Below are 18700 nucleotides of genomic sequence, written 5' to 3'. Positions count from 1 at the left end.
GGTGTTGTATGCCCCCGAACACAGCCGGGAGGGCGCAGGATGGACTACCAGACAATCGACTATAAGGTGGCGGATGAGATCGCCGTTCTGACCCTTGACCGGCCCGATGTCATGAACGCGCTCAACACCCGGATGCGCGCCGAAATCACCCACGCTGTCAAAGCTGCCGAGCATGAAGCGCGCGTCATCGTCCTGACCGGACAGGGGCGCGCCTTTTGCTCGGGCCAAGATCTCGGCGATACCGGCACCTTGGCCGAACTCGATCTGGAGCGGGTCCTGCGCGAGGAATACGTGCCCATGCTCGAGGCGATCTTCGAAAGCCGCATCCCCACGATCAGCGCTGTGAATGGCACGGCGGCGGGAGCAGGGGCGAACCTTGCCTTGGCCGCCGACGTGGTGATCGCCACAGAGAGCGCCTATTTCGTTCAGGCGTTCACGCGCATCGGGCTGATCCCCGACGCGGGCGGCACCTATTGGCTCCCCAGACAGATCGGCGCGGCCAAGGCCATGGGCGCGGCGCTCTTTGCCGACAAGATCTCTGCCCGGCAGGCAGACACTTGGGGCATGATCTATGAAGCAGTGCCCGATGCCGAGTTTGACGCCCACTGGAAAGCCCGCGCCGCCCATCTCGCCCAAGGGCCGACAGTTGCCTATCGTCACGTGAAAGCGGCCATTCGCGGCTCGCTCGAAAACTCCCTGACGGAGCAACTCTCGCTCGAAGCGCAGCTTCAAGGGGAATGCGGCAAGACGCGCGATTTCACCGAAGGGGTGATGGCATTCCTGCAAAAACGTGAGGCGAAATACGAGGGGCGCTAGGCCCCCTCAGGCCTGCACGATGAAATAACGCGCGATTCCATACACGTAGAGGCAGGCAAAAAGCACATTGATGAGCTTGAGTTGCCGTTCCGTTCGGAGCCAGCCGCAATAGATCCAGATCAGGCAGAACGGAAGGCTGAGTGACATCGCGAGGAGTTGCCAGCCTTGAACAACGCTTACCGCGCTGCCAAGCCCGAGAGCAAAAGCGATCCACTTCAACGGCTGCTCGTAAGCAGCAAACGCCATAAGTGTCATCTGGTCGAACTTTTCATCCATCAGCGCCGTGGACCCGGCGTTCTGATAGGCAAGTGATAGCGCCAATACTGGCTCTGGGCAATATGCCCCCGCGCGGTTGAAGTACGCCCAACCGGATATGAAAAGGGAGCGCGCCGATCCCGGCACACTCCCCCTTTGTTGCCAATGGCTTTGGCCTCAGCGCTTTTCGATATCGACGTAGTCGCGCATGGTCGCACCCTTGTAGAGCTGGCGCGGGCGGCCGATTTTCATCGCCGGATCTTCGATCATCTCTTTCCACTGCGAAATCCAGCCCACGGTGCGGGAAACCGCAAAGATCGGCGTGAACATGGATGTCGGGAAGCCCATCGCCTCAAGGATGATGCCCGAATAGAAATCGACGTTCGGGAACAGCTTCTTGTCGGTGAAGTAGGGATCAGCCAGCGCGGCCTCTTCCAGTTCCTTGGCAACCTGAAGGATCGGGTTGTCTTCAACACCCAACAGGTCAAGAACCTCATCCGCGGATTGCTTCATCACCTTCGCGCGCGGGTCGAAATTCTTGTAGACCCGGTGCCCGAAGCCCATGAGGCGGAAAGGATCGCTCTTGTCCTTCGCGCGGGCGATGAATTCGGGGATCCGGTCCGGTGTGCCGATCTCGCGCAGCATCTCAAGACATGCCTGGTTTGCGCCGCCATGTGCGGGGCCCCAAAGGCAAGCGATACCAGCGGCGATGCAGGCAAACGGGTTCGCGCCCGACGACGAGGCAAGCCGCACCGTCGAGGTGGAAGCGTTTTGCTCATGGTCGGCGTGCAGCGTGAAGATCCGGTCCATTGCGCGCGACAGGATCGGATTGACCTCATATTCCTCAGCCGGGACGCTGAAGCACATCCGCAGGAAGTTGGAGGCATAATCCATGTCGTTGCGCGGATAGACCAGCGGCTGTCCGATCGAATACTTGTAGGCCCAAGCTGCGATCGTCGGCATCTTGGCCACAAGGCGGATCGAAGCGACCTCGCGCTGCCACGGGTCGGAAATGTCGGTGCTGTCGTGATAGAAGGCCGACATTGCCCCGACCACTCCGGTCATGATCGCCATCGGATGCGCATCGCGGCGGAACCCGCGGAAGAAATACACCATCTGTTCGTGCAGCATCGTGTGCTTCGTCACGCGGCTCTCGAAATCTTCGAGTTGCGCGGCGGAGGGAAGCTCCCCGTAGAGCAGTAGATAGCAGACTTCGAGGTAGTGCGAACTCGCGGCAAGCTGGTCGATCGGGTAACCGCGGTGCAGCAACTCGCCCTTGTCGCCATCAATGAAGGTGATCGTGCTGTCGCAACTTGCGGTGGAGGTGAACCCGGGATCGTAGGTAAAGACGCCAGCTTGTGCATAGAGCTTGCGAATATCAACCACATCCGGCCCCGCGGTTGGCGAGAAGATGGGAAGCTCGAAGTCCTTGTCTTCGATCGTCAGTTTCGCGGTACGGTCCGTCATAGGCAATCCCTCGTCTGCTGGGGGGCACGGGGCGTCTCTGGCCCCGATGCCCTGTCTGTCACGGGCCGCGCGCGGTTTACGCCGCGGCGGCGTCTTCGATCCGGGCGATGGATTCGTCACGCCCTAGGATCAGCATCATATCGAACACGCTAGGTGTTACGGCCCGGCCGGCCAACGCAGCCCGAAGCGGACCTGCCAGCTTACCAAATCCCATCTCATGAGCCTCGGCGAAAGTTCCCATCGCGGCTTCGAGATCGTCTCGTTTCCAGCTAGCATTTTGCAACTGCGGCGTCAATTCGCGCAGTATACCACGGGATACATCCGTGAGCTGTTTTGAGGCTTTCTCATCGGGTGAAATAGGCCGAGATGTCAGTGCAAACTCCGCCTTTTCAATCAGTTGCGGGAATGTCTTGGCCGCTGACTTGAGGCAATAGAGTGACGCGGCGAGATGCTCCGATTGACCTTCGGTCAGATCAGATTGCCCCGCAGCGATCAGATAGGCCCGCAATTCATGCAGCAGCGCGGCATCGTCCATCTGGGCCATGTGCAAGCCGCAAAGGTTCTCAAGCTTCTTCAGGTCGAGCCGGGCAGGCGATTTCCCGATTCCGCCAAGGTCGAACCACTCCTTTGCCTGCGCATCGGTGAAGTACTCATCATCCCCATGGCTCCACCCCAACCGCGCGAGGTAGTTGCGCATGCCTGCGGCGGGATAGCCCATCGCCTGATATTCCTGTGCGCCCAAAGCACCGTGCCGCTTGGACAGTTTCTTGCCGTCCGGTCCGTGGATCAGCGGAATATGCGCCCAGACGGGAACGTTCCAGCCCATTGCCTCATAGATCATCATCTGCCGCGCGGCATTGTTGAGGTGATCGTCGCCGCGGATCACATGGGTCACGCCCATGTCATGGTCGTCCACCACCACGGCGAGCATATAGACCGGGGTGCCGTCGGAGCGCAGCAGGATCATGTCGTCGAGCTGGTCGTTGCGGATACGCACCTCGCCCTGCACTTCGTCGCGAATGATGGTCTCCCCCTCAAGCGGGGCCTTGATCCGGATGACAAAGGGCGCATCGGGATGGCTGGACGGATCCGCATCACGCCAGGGCGAGCGATAGAGTGTTGAATGACCTGCGGCGCGGGACGCTTCGCGAAAGGCTTCGATCTCGTCTTGCGTGGCAAAGCACTTGTAGGCCCGTCCCGACTGTAGCAATTCGCGCGCGACCTCGGCGTGCCGCGCTGCACCCGCCGCCTGACTGACAGGGTCGCCGTCCCAATCGAGCCCGAGCCAGCTTAGCCCCTGCAGGATCGCCTGCGTCGCTTCGGGGGTGGACCGGGCACGGTCGGTATCTTCGATCCGCAACAGGAACTTGCCGCCGCGTCCGCGTGCATAAAGCCAGTTGAACAGCGCCGTGCGCGCGCCACCGATGTGAAGGTAACCCGTGGGCGAGGGGGCAAATCTTGTGACCACCTGGTCGGACATAAGGGAAATTAACCTTTCCATAACCGCGATTGGAGTAGCGTCCGGCACTGTCTAGCGGCCTCGCTTTGAGGTGACAAGAGTTGCGCATCCTCCACACCATCGGCTTGGTCCTGTTGGGCCAGCGCGGGCACCTGTTTCCCTGGATTCCGGTCTGTTTCGGGCTTGGGATCGGCCTGTTCTTCCTGCTGCGGTTCGAGCCGTCCGGGGCGGTGCTCTGGGGCGCGGCCATCTTTGGCGGGCTTTGCCTTGCAGGGCCGTTGATCGCGCCGCTCTTGGGGCCGATATTCCTCGGGGTGGGGATCGTGGCGCTCGGGTTTTCGATTGCTGGGTTGCGCGCCCATCAGGTGGCCGAGCCGGTGCTGAGCTTTCGCTATTATGGCCCGGTCGAGGGGCGCGTCGTAGGGATCGACCGATCGGCCTCTGATGCGGTGCGCCTTACGCTTGACCGGGTGGTCCTGTCGCGTGTCGCGCCGCACAAGACCCCTGCGCGCGTGCGAATATCCCTCCACGGCGTTTTTGATGATCTCGACCCCACCCCGGGCCAGACCATCATGACCACCGGCCATCTGTCTCCCCCGGGCGGTCCGGTGGAGCCGGGCGGCTTCGATTTTCAGCGTCATTCGTGGTTTCAGCGTCTGGGCGCGGTGGGATATACCCGCGTTCCCGTCGTCCTGCTCGAACCGGCCGAGGGAGCGGTCGATCTGGCGATTTTCCGAATGCGGATGGCAATTTCCGCCTATGTCCAAGCCCGGTTGCCCGGTGAATCGGGCGCCTTTGCCGCGGCGGTCACGACGGGGGATCGCTCCGGCATGGGGCAGGGTACGCTGCAATCGCTGCGCGACAGCAACCTCGCCCATCTCATCGCGATTTCGGGGCTGCATATGGGGTTGCTCGCAGGGTTCGTTTATGGGGCATTGCGCCTCGTCATCGCGGCCATTCCCTATGTCGCGCTTCGTGTGCCGAGCAAGAAAATCGCGGCGGTCGGGGCGCTTGGCGCGGCAAGCTTCTATCTGGCGCTGTCAGGCGGTGCGGTCTCGACAGAGCGCGCGTTCATCATGGTCGCCATGGCGCTGGTGGCGATCCTGTTTGGACGTCGGGCCATCTCGTTGCGGGCCGTGGCGCTTGCCGCGAGCATCGTGCTGTTCCTGCGTCCCGAAGCGTTGCTGAACCCCGGGTTTCAGATGTCCTTTGCGGCCACGACGGCGCTCGTGGCGGTGTTCGGGGCGCTGCGCAACGCCAGTTTTCACCTCGGGCCGGTCTGGGCGCGGGGGGCCGTGGGGGTCGTGCTCTCCTCGGCGGTTGCCGGGTTCGCCACGGGCCCCATCGGTGCGGTGCATTTCAATCAAGTGTCGCACTTCGGCCTCGTGGCCAACCTGATCTCGGTTCCCGTCATGGGGGTGCTCGTCATGCCCGTCGCTGTCGTTGCGCTGGTGCTCAAACCTTTTGGCCTCGACGGGTTGGCCTTTGGGGTCATGGGATGGGGGCTTGAGTGGATTCTTGGCGCTGCGCATTGGGCCAGCGGCCTGCCGGGCGCAGTGGGCCATGTCATGCGTCCGCCTGCCTTCGTGCTGCCCGGGCTCACCATGGGGGCGCTTTTTCTCATCCTCTGGCGTGGCCGCGCGCGATGGGCGGGGCTGTTGCCGATGGTGGCTGCCTTTGCGCTGTGGGCCGTGGCTGCGCGGCCCCCGGTCCTCATCGCCGATACCGGCGCGCTGCTGGGCGTGATGACGGAGGACGGGCGCGCGCTCAGCCGTGAAAAGGGCAGCGGTTTCATCGCGCGCAACTGGCTGGAGAATGACGGCGACGGGGCAAGCCAACCCGTCGCGGCGGGACGAGGCGGCGAGGCAATCGCTTTCGGCCCGCTTCGTCTGCGCCATGTCCATGGAAAGCGGGATGTAGCCGCCCTGACGGAATGCGGCGCCGATGTGCTGGTCCTGAGCCACCCCGCGCCGGGGCTGCTAGGGTGCGAGGTGTTTGATCCGCCGCGTCTGGCCGATCTGGGCGCTGTGGCGCTCTATCCGGCCGGCCGGGATTTCAGGATCGTCACGGCACGGGACCTATCCGGAACCCGCCTCTGGAACGATCAATAGCTTCGGATCAACCCGACAAGACGCCCTTGGACCTGAACCTCGTTTTCGCGATAGATCCGCGTTTCATAGGCCGGGTTGGCGGCCTCCAGCGCGATGCGATCCCCGTGACGGCGGAATTTCTTGAGCGTCGCCTCGTCATCTTCGACCAGCGCCACGACGATATCCCCGTCATCGGCCACGCGCGTTTCGCGGATCACGACCGTATCGCCATCGTTGATGCCGATCCCGATCATGGAATCCCCCTGAACCTCAAGCGCGTAGTGTGGCGCGCGACCCGACAGGATCGAACCCGGCACCGCGATCCGGTGAGAGACTTCGGAAATGGCCGCGATGGGAACACCGGCGGCGATCCGGCCCATGACGGGCAGTTCGGTGGAGGGCGCTTCGCTGCGCGGCTCCCCCCGGCCGCCGTCGATCACTTCGGGGCGGAACGGGGTGCTGGCGTCTTGCAGCGTGTCAGGCAGGCGCAGGATTTCGATCGCGCGGGCCCGATGCGCCAACCGCCGGATAAAGCCGCGCTCTTCAAGGGCCGTGATCAGCCGGTGGATCCCGGATTTGGATCGCAGGTTCAGCGCTTCCTTCATCTCATCAAAGCTGGGCGGTACGCCATCACGCTGCAGCCGCTTGTGAATGAAGTCGAGCAGATCAAGTTGCTTGCGCGTCAGCATGGGACCCTCAAAACGATATTTTGCGTTTGTTCTACGCATGTTCCCGGTTTGTGTCAACCTGACGCAGGCACTAAAGGCGGATAAACTCTACCTCCTCACCTGCTTCCCGGGCGGGGTCGTTCACTGCGCGCACCAGAAGGGCGTTCGCCTGTTGCAGGACGGAGAGCAGCGCGCTGTCCTGCCGGTCAAAACTGCTGATCCCCTCCGGACCGACGGTCGCGCGCATATAATGCTCTCGTCGCCCATTCGGCCCGAGCGGGGCGGTGAGACGGGCCGTTTCACGCGGTGCGGGTTCGGCAGGCAGGGTGAGCATCGCGCGGATGAGAGGCACGAGGAAGATCCGCCCGCAAACCATTGCGCTGACGGGATTTCCGGGCAAACCGACCATTGCCGCATCCCCCATTCGGCCCGCCATCAGTGGCTTTCCGGGGCGCATGGCGATGCGATAGAAGCTCTGCTCCATCCCGAGGCTCTGTGCCACATCTCCTACAAGGTCGTGATCGCCCACAGACGCCCCGCCGATGGTGACGATCAGATCCGCGTCAGCCGCCAGTGCGAAGACCTGTTTCAGGTGATCGCGGGTATCGCGCGCAATGGGCAAGATCCGCGCCCGCGCGCCCGCAGAGGTGAGCAGGGCATGAAGGCCAAAGGTGTTGGAGGCGATGATCTGATCCGGGCCGGGGTCTTCGCCCGGCAGGACAAGCTCGTCGCCCGTGGAGATCAAGGCGACAACAGGGCGGCGCGATACGACCACTTCGGCGATGTTCATCGAGGCCAGAAGCGCAATATCCTGCGGCGTCAGCGTTCGGGGCGCGGGAAGGCGATCCCCGATCCGGAAATCGGCCCCCGCAGGGCGCACATAGGCCTTGGAATCGAGAGCGTCGCCCAGCGTGATGCTGGACCCATCGACGCACACGTCCTCCTGAATCACGATGCGGTCTGCCCCATCGGGGATTGGCGCACCGGTGAAAATCCGCACGGCCTCTCCGGGGGTGATCGCGCGGTCAAAGCGGTGACCGGCCGCGGCCTCTCCGACGACGGTGAAACGCGCACCGGGCCGGACTTCTGCATCCTGAACCGCATAGCCATCCATGGCGGAGGCGGCGAACGGGGGCTGATCGCGCCGCGCCACCGCATCGTGCAAAAGCACCCGGCCCGCCGCCTCGCGCAGGGGGACGGTTTCGGGCCCGAGCGGGCGGGTGAGGGAAAAGAGATGGGCGAGCGCCGCGTCGACGGAAATCATTCGGCTACATATCGCCCGGATTTGCCGCCATCCTTCAGGACAACGCGGATGCCGCCGATTTCCATCGCCTTGTCCACAGCTTTCGCCATGTCATAGACGGTGAGCGCGGCGATGTTCACCGCCGTCAACGCTTCCATCTCGACCCCGGTCTGGCCGTTGGTCTTGACCGTCGCCTCGATCCGAATGCCCGGCAGGGTCGCGTCCGGTGTCAGGTCGAGCGATACCTTGGTGATGGGAAGCGGATGGCAAAGGGGGATGAGATCGGAGGTCTTCTTGGCCCCCATGATCCCCGCAAGCCGGGCCACGCCCAGCACGTCACCCTTCTTTGCCCGGCCTTCCTTGATCACGTCAAAGGTCTCCCGCGACATGCGCACGAACCCCTCGGCGACCGCGACGCGCGCGGTGCTCGGCTTTTCGGAAACGTCGACCATATGCGCGTGGCCGTCGGCATCGAAATGCGTCAGCGCCATCAGACGGGCTCCGGGCTGGCGAGCAGGGCACGGGTTGCCTCTGTCACATCCGACTGCCGCATCAGGCTTTCGCCGATGAGGAAGGTGCGCGCGCCATGGCGGGCCATATCGGCAAGGTCCTCCGGGGAATGCAGGCCGGATTCGGAAATGCAAAGACGTTCCGCCGGGATGCGTGCGGCAAGTTCCCGCGTGGTTTCCAGCCGCGTTTCAAAGGTCTTGAGATTGCGATTGTTGATGCTGATCAATTCGCTGCGCAGCATGAGCGCGCGATCAAGCTCCGCCGCGTCGTGCACCTCGATCAACGCATCCATACCCCAGTAGAAGGCGCAGGCTTCGAGTTCTGCGGCCTGCGCATCCGAGACGCTCGCCATGATGATCAGGATACAGTCGGCCCCAAGCGCACGGGCCTCGACCACCTGATAGGGGTCATACATGAAATCCTTGCGCAAGGCGGGCAGGGAGGTCGCCTCCCGCGCGGCAGTGAGGAAGGGTTTTGCCCCTTGAAAGCTGGGCGTATCGGTCAGCACCGAAAGACAGGTCGCGCCGCCGGCCTCATAGGCGCGGGCGAGGGATGCGGGATCGAAATCCTCCCGGATCAACCCCTTTGACGGGCTGGCTTTTTTCACCTCGGCGATCAGGCCATAACCGGTTTCCCCGGCGCGGCGCAGCGCTTGGGCGAACCCGCGGGGCGCGCTGGCGGCGCGGGCGGCATCCTCCACATCCGAGAGGGGCGTGGCGGCCTTGTCGGCGGCGACTTCTTCCAGCTTGTAGGCTTTGATACGGTCGAGAATGGTGTCGGTCATGCCGCCTCCGTGGTGAGTTTGGCGAGGGCTTCTATCTTGGCGCTGGCCGCACCGCTGTCGATGCTGAGCCGGGCGGCGTCTACCCCGTCGCGCAGGTCATCGACCCGGCCCGCGACCACAAGCGCGGCAGCCGCGTTGAGCAAGACCGCATCGCGGTATGCGCTCTGGGCACCGCCGAGCAGAGCGCGCAGCGCCGCTCCGTTTTCCTCGGGCGTGCCACCGATGATGTCCTCAAAGGGATGCACGGGCAGGCCCGCGTCCTCGGGGTGCAACTCCACCTCGCGGATTTCGCCGTTCTCTTCCAGCGCCGCGACCCAGGAAACGCCGGCGATCGACAACTCGTCAGTGCCGTCGCTGCCATGCACGAGCCAAGCCCGCTCGGCCCCCAACACCTTGAGCGTTTCGGCCATTGGACGGATGAGATCGCGCGAAAAGGCGCCCGTCAACTGGCGCAGCGCTCCGGCGGGATTGGTCAGCGGGCCGAGGATGTTGAAGATGGTGCGCGTGCCAAGCTCCTGCCGGGTGGGCATGACATGCGCCACCGCCGGGTGATGCATGGGCGCCATCATGAAGGCGATGCCCACCTCTTCCAGCGCGCGCTCCACCACCCGGGGGCCAACCATGACGTTGATCCCCATCTGGCCGAGCGCATCGGCCGCGCCGGATTTGGAGGACAGGTTGCGGTTGCCATGTTTGGCCACCGTCACGCCCGCGCCCGCGACCACAAAGGCCGTCGCGGTAGAGATGTTGAGCGTTTTCTTGCCGTCACCGCCGGTGCCGACGATATCCATCGCCCCGGCCGGGGCTTTGACCTTGTGGCACTTGGCGCGCATCACGGCGGCGGCGGCGGCATATTCATCCACCGTCTCGCCCCGCGTCCGCAGCGCCATGAGCAGTCCGCCCATCTGGCTCGGGGTAGCTTCTCCTTCGAACAGCGCGGTGAAGGCCGTTTCTGCCTCGGCGCGGGTCAGGGCGCGTTCAGCTGCGATCCCGATCAGGGGTTTGAGAACCTCGCTCATGCGGGCACCTTTACCTGCTGGAGAAAGTTGCGCAGCATGGTGTGACCATGTTCCGAGGCGATGGATTCAGGGTGAAACTGCACCCCCTCTATGGGTTTTTCACGGTGGCGCAGGCCCATGATTGTACCATCCTCAAGCCATGCCGTGACCTCAAGTTCGGGTGGCAGGCTGTCGCGGTCGACGACCAGTGAATGATAGCGCGTCGCCTGAAACGGCGAGGGGAGGCCGGCAAAGACACCCTTGCCTTCGTGGTGAACCTGATCGGTCTTGCCATGGACGATCTGGGTGTGGCGCTGAACCGTGCCGCCAAAGACCTGTCCGATGGTCTGATGCCCCAGACAGACGCCAAAAAGCGGCGTATTCGTTTCCGCTGCGGCTTCGGTCAGGGCAAGACAGATCCCGGCATCGCTTGGCGTGCAGGGGCCGGGCGACAGTACGATCCCGGCGGGATTCATCGCCATCGCCTGCTGCACATCCAGCGCGTCGTTTCGCCAGACGCTGACATCTGCCCCCAGCTCGCCCAGGTAGTGGACGAGATTGTAGGTAAAGCTGTCATAGTTGTCGATCAGGAGAAGCATGGCGCGCCCGGTCAGGATTGGGGGCTTTCAGCCCGGTTTGCGGTCGCGGTATACATGCTCAGGGTTGCGCTGGAGCGTCAAGGGGGCGAAACGGGGGCTTCGGACCGGGGCAACACCCCCGAAAGGCAGCGACAGAAAAGAGGCGGGTGGACAATGGCACGTGGGGTAGGAGCCGGAATTCTGGCCGGATTGGCGGTATCGGCACTCGGATTCGGCGCGTTGTCAGTCACATTCCCGCGCGAGGTCATACAGGAAGACGCCGCGACGCCCGAAGAAGCGGCAGACGTGGCGATCGCGGTGGTACCTGCACCCATCGAGGAGGCGGCACCGGTTGGCCTGCCAAACTCGCCCGATCCTGTTGTCGCACCGATGCCACTTGAAATGGGGCCCGAGATCGCATTGCCTGCCCCATTGCTCGCCCCCGCGCCCCCCGCCGAAAGCGCACCGGTGGCGGCGCCAGCCGAGGCCGAAGCGCCAACGGCTCCTGAGATCACGGCCGCGCCTGAAGACGCGCCAAGTGCGGATGCCTTGCCACAGCGGCCAACGGTGCCCGCGCGTCTGGCCAATGCCATCGCGTTCGAGAACCCGGAGGGCAAGCCGCTCCTCTCCCTTGTCCTGCTGGACCTTCCTGATCAGCCCGTGTCGGCGAATGCACTTGCCGGCGCGCCCGGCCCCCTGACCGTGGTGGTGGATGCGCGGCACGGCAATGGTTCGGCACGGGCGGAAGCGCTGCGGGCCGCCGGGGCGGAGATCGTGGTGCTTGGGGCACTGCGTTCCGAAGACGAAGCGCGCCGCCTTGCCGGGATAGAGGGGGCCGTGGCGCTGCTTCAGGCACCCTCGGGCGATGCGGCGCCGGTCGATCCCGCGGCGGAGAAGGTGATCCGCGCCGAGGGCCTCGGCATTCTTCTCACCAATGGCACAGCGCCGGAGTCCTTGCCCGCGATCCGAATCCTGCGCGATATCGATGGCGCTGGTGAGGGCGCGGACGCGATCCGCGCGGCTTTGGACGATGCCGCGCTTCGTGCTGAACGCACCGGCGCGGCCCTGCTCCTAGGTCGGCTTCGGCCCGAAACGCTCGGCGTGCTCAGCGAGTGGGCATCTGACCCGGCGCGCGGCGTGATCCTCGCCCCGGTTTCGGCACTTTTGCCCCGATAAACCGGCGATGGCGTATTCGTGAGGCCATTGAGACGAGACAACAGGGGCGCCTGTGTTATCCTCTCCCACGTATCGGTGTGACGAGGGAGTTCACAATGCTCAACAGACGCAATTTTCTGACCACGACGGCCGCGGGTGTCGCGATCACAGTCTTGCCCTTCCGCGCTGGCGCGGCGGGTCACGGGGCGAACATGTTCAAGACCGATAGCGGCGAGATGACCGTGCATCCGGTCGAACATGCCTCCATGGTGCTGGAGACGCCCGGCGGCGTGATCTATGTCGATCCCGTCGGCGGGGCGGAGGCCTATGCCGATCTGCCCAAGGCGCAGTTCGTGCTCATCACGCATCAACACGCCGACCACTTCGACCCCGTAACACTGGCAGCGGTGGCCCCCGAGGGTGTGCCGATCCTGACGAACCCGGCGGTCTATGAGATGCTGGACGATACGCTGAAGGCACAGGCCACCGCCATCGCCAACGGCGAGAGCACGACTCTCGGCGGCATGTCGGTCGATGCGATCCCAGCTTACAACCTCACCGAAGACCGGTTGAAGTATCACCCGCCGGGCCGCGACAATGGCTATATCCTCGATGTGGATGGGCTGACCGTCTATATCGCGGGCGACACCGAAGACACCCCGGAGATGCGCGCCCTGAGCGGGATCGACGTGGCCTTCGTGCCGATGAACCTGCCCTATACCATGGAGGTCGAGAAGGCCGCCGATGCGGTGGCGGAATTCAAGCCGACGGTCGTCTATCCCTATCACTACCGTGGCAGCGATATCGAAGCCTTCGCCAAGCTGGTGCAGGATGCGACATCCGATGTCGAGGTCCGCTTCGGCGACTGGTACGCCTAAGCGCTTGCGTGTCCACCGGCCTGTTGGCGCGGGTCGGTGGCGCTAAGCCCTTTGGCGGTAGTGGCGCAGAACGTACAGCCGGATCGCCGAGGCGAGGCCCGAATCCATCCCGCGGGATTCGTCGATCTCAGCCGCCAGCGCATTGAGCGCGACGCCGCGGTCGCGCGCAATATCCCGAAATGCCTCCCAGAATTCCTCCTCCAGCGAAACAGAGGTGCGATGCCCGTGCAGGGACAGGGATCGTTTGACCGGGCGGCTGGACGTCATTCGCGCTTCTTGCCGTCCAAGCCGCGCTCGGCTTTTTCCTTGCGTGCGCGATCAAGCGACTTCTCAGCGCGGCTCCGCCCGAAAGCGACGGCATTGCGATCCGCCTCCGCCTTCTTCTCGGCACGAGCGCGGGCTTTGCGGATCTGATTGAGATTGACGGGCTTGCTCATGGAAACACCCTGCCACGGGACGACAGCCGGAGGGAAGTGCAATGGCACTGCAGGATGCGCCCGTGCCGCCACATGTGAAACGCATACCGTTGGGGCTCGAAACCGCTGGGTATGTCTATATGTCCGTGGGTTTCCGGCGGCGCTTTTGCAGTCGCGTCTATCGGTCAGGTGCGATATGTCGGCCCATCTATAGCTATGAGGGCGCATAGTTGACCTTCAGCATTTTCCCAAAGACCTTGCTATCGAAGCGTTCAGGTAATTTAATTCGATCGTGCGTACATCGAAACACCTTAAAAAATACGGTATGCCGTTCAGACGGTGCCCAAACTTCTGCGCTTGATGCAGCAATTACCTGACAAGAGTTCCAAAGCTCGAACGGCATAAACTTGGCGCATTGGTTTTTATTTCGCGGAAGGTGCGTCCATGTCCGTCGTTGAGAAGGGACACGGACAACACCAGAAACATGTCTACAGGCGACCTAAAGACGATTGGTCAGCAGGTGCAATTGATAGATTCCTTCGCAGCAAAAACGTTTTGTGCCTCTTCCACAAAGCCTAAACCCTGGAAATCGACCTTCAGAGTTTCTTGCCCCTCGCCAACTGCAAAGGTCACCTCGGCGTAGCCGCCGTTTTTCAATATTGTTCGATAGTCTACTTCTTTGGTCGGCTCGCCGCTTTGGTTGAAATCAAATGTCAAATAAGCTATACCGGTCGTGCTCATAGTAGCCAACGGCTTGAAATCTTCAAAATCTACCTCAACAACAGAATTTGCGCTCGCTGGCTTTATTGTAAAACCGCCGGATCGGCTATTATTTCGATCGCTCAGTTGCACTTCGTAGTCTGGGCTTCCTACAAATAGTTTGAAATGTTTGATGCTCGCATTTTCAGCAAGATTTTCGATCCAGAGCATATCCTTATCCCCGCCGACGCCAAATCCCACTGTAAATCCGAGGTTTTCTGCGTTGGCAGTTGAAGCTAGCAAGAACACGTGAGCTGCGAGAAGAGTAAGCTTGTTCATCCGTAAATTCCTTAAATCCGACGTGCCAAAGCGCACGATTCAAATTTCGCACCGTCAAGCAAAATGCGCAACAAATTTGTGCAATTTTAATAAAATTGCATCTTTGTTGGCAGCATCCCTACCTTGTGAATATTGGTTGCCCGCAAGGCGATGAACCTTCCCGACATGAAGCCAGAAAAGCGAAGAGGCGGGGTAAGAAATGTGCATATTTGGCGCGCGAGTTATGAAAACCGCACCCACAGAATGTCCGTGACTGACCGCATCGGCTGCGGCTCTGACGCGCCAATTCGCGCGTTAACGTCAAGCGACTTGCTGGCCCCGCCGTGGGGCCAGCGCCGTGAAATCAGTTCTTTGGGCCGATCATGTTCTCCGGGCGAACGACGCGCTCGAAGGTTTCCTCATCGACGAAGCCGAGCTTGACGGCCTCTTCCTTGAGCGTGGTGCCGTTCTTGTGCGCGGTCTTGGCGACCTTGGTGGCGTTGTCATAGCCGATCTCCGGCGCGAGGGCCGTGACGAGCATGAGCGACTCGCGCATCAGTTTGCCGATCCGGTCCGCATCCGCCTCTAGCCCGACGACCAGATTGTCGGTGAAAGCCGACGCCGCATCGCCCAAAAGCTGCATGGATTGCAGGACGTTATAGGCCATCATCGGCTTGTAGACGTTAAGCTCGAAATGTCCCTGCGATCCGGCAAAGCCGACGGCTGCATCGTTGCCAAAGACATGGGCGCACACCTGCGTCAGCGCCTCGCACTGGGTCGGGTTCACCTTGCCGGGCATGATCGAGGAGCCGGGCTCATTCTCGGGCAGGATCAATTCGCCAAGGCCGCAACGCGGACCGGAGCCGAGAAACCGGATGTCATTGGCGATCTTGAAGAGCGATGCCGCAACGGTCTTGAGCGCGCCGGAAATCTCCACCATCGCATCATGGGCGGCAAGCGCCTCGAACTTGTTGGGCGCGGTGACGAAGGGCAGACCGGCGATTTCCGCCATGTTCGCGGCCACGGTCTCAGCCCAGCCAACGCGGGTATTCAGCCCGGTGCCGACGGCGGTGCCGCCCTGAGCAAGCTCATAGATCCGGCCAAGCGCAGCTTCGACGCGGGCGATGCCCATGGCCACCTGATGGCTGTAGCCGGAAAACTCCTGGCTGAGGGTCAGCGGCGTGGCATCTTGGGTATGGGTCCGGCCGATCTTGATGATGCCGTCGAAGGCCGCAACCTTGTCCTCAAGCGCTGCATGCAGCTTGCGCAGCCCCGGCAGGGTCACGTCGCGCGCTGTCATCGCCGTGGCGATATGCATCGCCGTGGGGAAGGTGTCGTTGGACGATTGCCCCATATTGCAATGGTCGTTGGGGTGCACCGGGTCCTTGGTGCCAAGCGTGCCGCCAAGGATCTCGATCGCGCGGTTCGCGATCACCTCGTTGGCGTTCATGTTCGATTGCGTGCCAGACCCGGTTTGCCAGACGACGAGGGGAAAGTTGTCGTCGAACTTGCCGTCGACAACCTCACCCGCAGCCTGAATGATGGCATCGGCAAGCTTGGGATCGAGCGTTCCCTGCGCCTTGTTAGCCTGTGCGCAGGCCTTCTTGATCACGCCAAGCGCGCGGACGATCGCCACCGGCTGTTTTTCCCAACCAATGGGGAAATTAATGATCGAACGCTGTGTCTGTGCGCCCCAATACTTGTCCGCGGGTACTTCGAGCGGGCCGAAGCTGTCGGTTTCGGTGCGGGTCTCGGTCATCGTCAACTCCCTATGGTATGCGGTCGTATACGCAGTAGCGGGACGATCGCGCGCGGGCAATGTGGAAAAGGAGCGGAGGGCCTATTTGCGGAAACGGTCGAGGCTCACAACCTCCGCATCGCCCTTGGGCGGCGAGGGTTTGGGCGGCTCGGTGGAGGTGTCCTTGGCAGCGGCCGGTTGGTCTTCGTCGTCCCGAACGGCGTGCAACTTCTCCTCGCTCTCCTCTTGCGTCTCAAAGCGCAGCCCGAATTCCACCGATGGATCCACGAAGGTCTTGATCGCGTCATAGGGGATATAGAGTGGCTCCGGCGCGTCGCCGAAATTGAGCGTCACCGAAAATCCTTCTTCGCCGACGTCGAGATTGTCGAACCAGTGCTGGATCACCACGGTCATCTCGCCGGGATAGCGATCTGACAGCCAATCGGCGATTTCCACGTCGGGGTGCAGCGTATCAAAGGTGATGAAGAAATGATGCTGTCCCGGAAGCCCGCGTTCTGCGACATCCGACAGGACGTTGCGTATCAGGCCGCGCATGGCACGGTGCATCAGGTTTCCGTAGTCGATTTCACTGGCCATAAAGGTGACCCCCTTCGGAGAATGATTCCAGCATAGGGCAGTTTGACCGAAACAAAAGGGGGCAACGCCGGGATCGGTCATGACATTCCATTGCCTGCCTCATAACGGGGCTTTGCCGCCCGGACAATGCGCTGCCTGACTGTCCTGCGGCGCTTCTGCCCGGTCTGCGAGGCCATAGTCGCGGATAACCCCGGCCACGCGCAGGCGATAGTCGTGAAACATCCTGTCGCGCCCGGCGGTCTGCGCGGCACGGTGCCGGGGCAGGGCGCGCCACGCGGCCAGCGCCTCTTCATCGCGCCAGAAACTCAGTGAAAGCAGCTTGCCCGGCTCCGTTAGGCTCTCGAACCGTTCGACCCCGAGAAATCCGTCCATCTGGTGCAGATCCGCGCGGAGCGAGGCTGCGAGGGCGAGGTAATCCTCTCGCTGCCCATCTGCGGGCCAAACTTCAAATATCACGGCCAACATGCGCGCCTCCTACGTTTATTCCTGCAAATCCGCATCTGGCGCAAAATGCAAACGCTTCCGTGCGGGAAAAAAGACTTTGCTAACCAACAAACGGTAACTGTCGGTCTCAGGACAAGCGTTGCAGGGAGCGAAGTGTATGGGAAGGGCGGAATTTTCGCGCGTGGCAGGCGCACTGGCGGACAAGGGCCGGGTTTCCATGCTGATCTCGCTCCTTGGCGAAGGCACGCGCCGCACCGCGACCGAGCTTGCAGAGGTGGCCGGAGTATCGCCGCCCACCGCGAGCAATCACCTCGCCAAGCTGACCGATGCCGGGCTTCTGGAGCGGACGCGCGAGGGGCGGCGCTGTTATTTCACGATCGCAAGCAATGGGGTCGTCGGCGCGCTTGATGCGTTGATGGCCATTTCAGAGCCGATCGAGGGCGTGGATCTCCCCATGGACGACGGTGCGGCGGAGCGGGCGATGAGCGTCGCCCGAAGCTGTTACGGTCATCTGGCGGGCGCGCTTGGGGAACAGGTTTTCAAATCGCTCGAGGCGCGCAATGCCTTTGCCGAGGGCCCATCGGGGATGGAACTTACCCCGCGCGGGCGAGCCATCCTGACGGCGCAGGGGCTTGATATCGATAAACTTTCTCGCGCCCACAAGGGAGAGGCGTGCAGACCTTGCGCGGAACGTACGCCCGAGGCGTCCCATCTTGGTGGGTATATCGCGCGCGGGCTGCTGGATATCATGCTGGCGCGCGGATGGGCCGTGGCGGATGAAAAGGGCCGCGCGCTTCACTTCTCGGAGGAAGGCCGCGCGGCGCTTGATCGGAGTTTCCCGCCGATTGAGGGCTGACCCGCGCGGGGCCCCGGTTCAGTGTGACTTGCGCCGGGATACCCAGCCAAGCCCGCCCATGCCTGCAAGAAGAAGCAGAGCGCTCGCCGGGAGCGGCACCGGGGTCAGTTCTTCGAGCGTGAAGGTCACCGTATAGCTGGTGATTCCTGCGGTATCTCCGGACCTGATCGCGCGTCCGGAAATGTTTCCGTCGAGCTCGAGAGAATCGGCAATGGTCGAGAAACCATCGCTGGCTTGGGATGCGGGGGAGGCGAGAGGGCTTGCAAATATCTCTGCGTCAAAAGACCCCGGCATCGCCGAGTAAAAGACGTTCGAGGTTGCATCATCCGAAGCGCCGGGCGTTGACCCGGCGCTCGCGAAAAGATCGCCGGTCAACATGACGGAGGTGATGCTCCGCACGGAACTGGCGGCTACCGCCACATCGAACCAGATATCGAAGTTATAGAATGCTTCGGTCCCGCTGATGGAGACATCGGACATCGTCGCGGTAAGCGAGACCGTAGAGGCCGTCGAGCTTGTGGTGATGTCGATCCGCGCAGGATCAGCATCGAGCGGGCTCGAAAGTATGGCCCGGCCGGTAAAATTCTCGAAATAGAAGTTATCGAAGATCAGATCGGATTCGACAATGCTGCCGCCGCTCGTGAGGGACGAAAGCGTGGCCGCAGGCGCCGCGATGCCAGCCACACTGAGGCCGAAGGAAAGCAAAAGTCCGGATACTCGCATCATGTCGC

General features: G+C 62.5%; 21 protein-coding genes. 5 read left to right on the top strand and 16 right to left on the bottom strand.

The window, feature by feature from the left end; all coding sequences use genetic code 11:
- Positions 1-39 precede the first annotated feature (39 nt).
- Positions 40-816 (top strand): enoyl-CoA hydratase-related protein, encoded by a 777-nt coding sequence (locus tag BM234_RS04355; protein ID WP_092060939.1) that lies wholly within the window; start codon positions 40-42, stop codon positions 814-816.
- Between the two features lie 6 nt (positions 817-822).
- Here BM234_RS04355 and BM234_RS04350 read toward each other — a convergent pair whose 3' ends face one another.
- The 3 genes from BM234_RS04350 to gltX all read right to left on the bottom strand — a co-directional run bounded on the left by BM234_RS04350 (position 823) and on the right by gltX (position 4018).
- On the bottom strand, positions 823-1137 hold the full coding sequence (locus BM234_RS04350; protein WP_245752481.1) for a peptidase: 315 nt from the start codon (positions 1135-1137) through the stop codon (positions 823-825).
- A gap of 111 nt (positions 1138-1248) precedes the next feature.
- A complete protein-coding gene (gene gltA, locus BM234_RS04345) occupies positions 1249-2538 on the bottom strand; it encodes a citrate synthase (RefSeq protein ID WP_175501192.1) in 1290 nt (429 codons plus the stop codon).
- A 76-nt stretch (positions 2539-2614) separates the two neighbouring features.
- Positions 2615-4018 carry a glutamate--tRNA ligase gene (gene gltX / locus BM234_RS04340; protein WP_092060935.1) on the bottom strand — a complete coding sequence of 468 codons (1404 nt, stop codon included), beginning with the start codon at positions 4016-4018 and terminating at the stop codon, positions 2615-2617.
- 80 nt (positions 4019-4098) lie between these two features.
- Here gltX and BM234_RS04335 point away from each other — a divergent pair, with 80 nt between their 5' ends.
- Positions 4099-6108 carry a ComEC/Rec2 family competence protein gene (locus tag BM234_RS04335; protein WP_092060933.1) on the top strand — a complete coding sequence of 670 codons (2010 nt, stop codon included), beginning with the start codon at positions 4099-4101 and terminating at the stop codon, positions 6106-6108.
- Here BM234_RS04335 and lexA read toward each other — a convergent pair.
- The 6 genes from lexA to BM234_RS04305 form a co-directional block, all read right to left on the bottom strand.
- Positions 6102-6776 (bottom strand): transcriptional repressor LexA, encoded by a 675-nt coding sequence (gene lexA / locus BM234_RS04330; RefSeq protein ID WP_092060931.1) that lies wholly within the window; start codon positions 6774-6776, stop codon positions 6102-6104. The two genes, BM234_RS04335 and lexA, sit on opposite strands and share 7 nt — an antisense overlap.
- A gap of 70 nt (positions 6777-6846) precedes the next feature.
- Positions 6847-8019, bottom strand: a complete 1173-nt coding sequence (locus BM234_RS04325; RefSeq protein ID WP_092060929.1) for a molybdopterin molybdotransferase MoeA — start codon at positions 8017-8019, stop codon at positions 6847-6849.
- Positions 8016-8489 carry a cyclic pyranopterin monophosphate synthase MoaC gene (gene moaC / locus BM234_RS04320; RefSeq protein ID WP_092060927.1) on the bottom strand — a complete coding sequence of 158 codons (474 nt, stop codon included), beginning with the start codon at positions 8487-8489 and terminating at the stop codon, positions 8016-8018. The genes BM234_RS04325 and moaC overlap by 4 nt, the downstream gene beginning before the upstream one ends.
- Complete coding sequence (gene trpC / locus BM234_RS04315) at positions 8489-9292, bottom strand: indole-3-glycerol phosphate synthase TrpC (protein WP_092060925.1); 804 nt, start codon at positions 9290-9292, stop codon at positions 8489-8491. The genes moaC and trpC overlap by 1 nt, the downstream gene beginning before the upstream one ends.
- Entirely contained in the window at positions 9289-10311 is a 1023-nt protein-coding gene (trpD, locus tag BM234_RS04310) for an anthranilate phosphoribosyltransferase (protein ID WP_092060923.1), read from the bottom strand. Before trpD ends, trpC begins: the two co-directional genes overlap by 4 nt.
- A complete protein-coding gene (locus tag BM234_RS04305; RefSeq protein ID WP_092060921.1) occupies positions 10308-10889 on the bottom strand; it encodes an anthranilate synthase component II in 582 nt (193 codons plus the stop codon). Before BM234_RS04305 ends, trpD begins: the two co-directional genes overlap by 4 nt.
- A 153-nt stretch (positions 10890-11042) precedes the next feature.
- Here BM234_RS04305 and BM234_RS04300 point away from each other — a divergent pair, with 153 nt between their 5' ends.
- Together BM234_RS04300 and BM234_RS04295 are read left to right on the top strand one after the other, a co-directional pair.
- Positions 11043-12044: a divergent polysaccharide deacetylase family protein gene (locus BM234_RS04300; RefSeq protein WP_092060920.1), complete on the top strand. Its 1002-nt coding sequence runs from the start codon at positions 11043-11045 to the stop codon at positions 12042-12044.
- Positions 12045-12139: 95 nt separating this feature from the next.
- The gene (locus BM234_RS04295) at positions 12140-12901 is read left to right on the top strand and encodes an MBL fold metallo-hydrolase (RefSeq protein ID WP_092060918.1); all 762 of its coding nucleotides are present in this window, start codon (positions 12140-12142) and stop codon (positions 12899-12901) included.
- A gap of 42 nt (positions 12902-12943) precedes the next feature.
- On the opposite strand, the gene BM234_RS04290 is transcribed toward BM234_RS04295, so the two are convergent.
- From BM234_RS04290 to BM234_RS04265, 6 genes are all read right to left on the bottom strand, one after another.
- Positions 12944-13168 (bottom strand): ribbon-helix-helix domain-containing protein, encoded by a 225-nt coding sequence (locus BM234_RS04290; protein WP_092060916.1) that lies wholly within the window; start codon positions 13166-13168, stop codon positions 12944-12946.
- Positions 13165-13338 carry a DUF4169 family protein gene (locus tag BM234_RS04285; protein ID WP_092060915.1) on the bottom strand — a complete coding sequence of 58 codons (174 nt, stop codon included), beginning with the start codon at positions 13336-13338 and terminating at the stop codon, positions 13165-13167. The genes BM234_RS04290 and BM234_RS04285 overlap by 4 nt, the downstream gene beginning before the upstream one ends.
- A 492-nt stretch (positions 13339-13830) precedes the next feature.
- Positions 13831-14355: a hypothetical protein gene (locus BM234_RS04280; RefSeq protein ID WP_092060913.1), complete on the bottom strand. Its 525-nt coding sequence runs from the start codon at positions 14353-14355 to the stop codon at positions 13831-13833.
- Between the two features lie 343 nt (positions 14356-14698).
- A complete protein-coding gene (fumC, locus tag BM234_RS04275; protein WP_092060911.1) occupies positions 14699-16093 on the bottom strand; it encodes a class II fumarate hydratase in 1395 nt (464 codons plus the stop codon).
- Positions 16094-16174: 81 nt separating this feature from the next.
- The gene (locus BM234_RS04270; RefSeq protein ID WP_092060909.1) at positions 16175-16669 is read right to left on the bottom strand and encodes an SspB family protein; all 495 of its coding nucleotides are present in this window, start codon (positions 16667-16669) and stop codon (positions 16175-16177) included.
- A 99-nt stretch (positions 16670-16768) separates the two neighbouring features.
- A complete protein-coding gene (locus BM234_RS04265; RefSeq protein ID WP_092060907.1) occupies positions 16769-17134 on the bottom strand; it encodes an antibiotic biosynthesis monooxygenase family protein in 366 nt (121 codons plus the stop codon).
- A 160-nt stretch (positions 17135-17294) separates the two neighbouring features.
- On the opposite strand from BM234_RS04265, the gene BM234_RS04260 reads away from it, so the two are divergent.
- On the top strand, positions 17295-17969 hold the full coding sequence (locus tag BM234_RS04260) for an ArsR/SmtB family transcription factor (protein ID WP_217645942.1): 675 nt from the start codon (positions 17295-17297) through the stop codon (positions 17967-17969).
- Between the two features lie 18 nt (positions 17970-17987).
- Here BM234_RS04260 and BM234_RS04255 read toward each other — a convergent pair whose 3' ends face one another.
- The gene (locus tag BM234_RS04255; protein WP_092060904.1) at positions 17988-18695 is read right to left on the bottom strand and encodes a VPLPA-CTERM sorting domain-containing protein; all 708 of its coding nucleotides are present in this window, start codon (positions 18693-18695) and stop codon (positions 17988-17990) included.
- Between the last annotated feature and the right edge of the window lie 5 nt (positions 18696-18700).

It is taken from the genome of Poseidonocella pacifica, assembly GCF_900111875.1.
Taxonomy (GTDB): domain Bacteria; phylum Pseudomonadota; class Alphaproteobacteria; order Rhodobacterales; family Rhodobacteraceae; genus Poseidonocella; species Poseidonocella pacifica.
The sequence above is the reverse complement of the archived record's forward strand: the minus strand, read 5'-3'. Positions and strand labels throughout refer to the sequence as shown.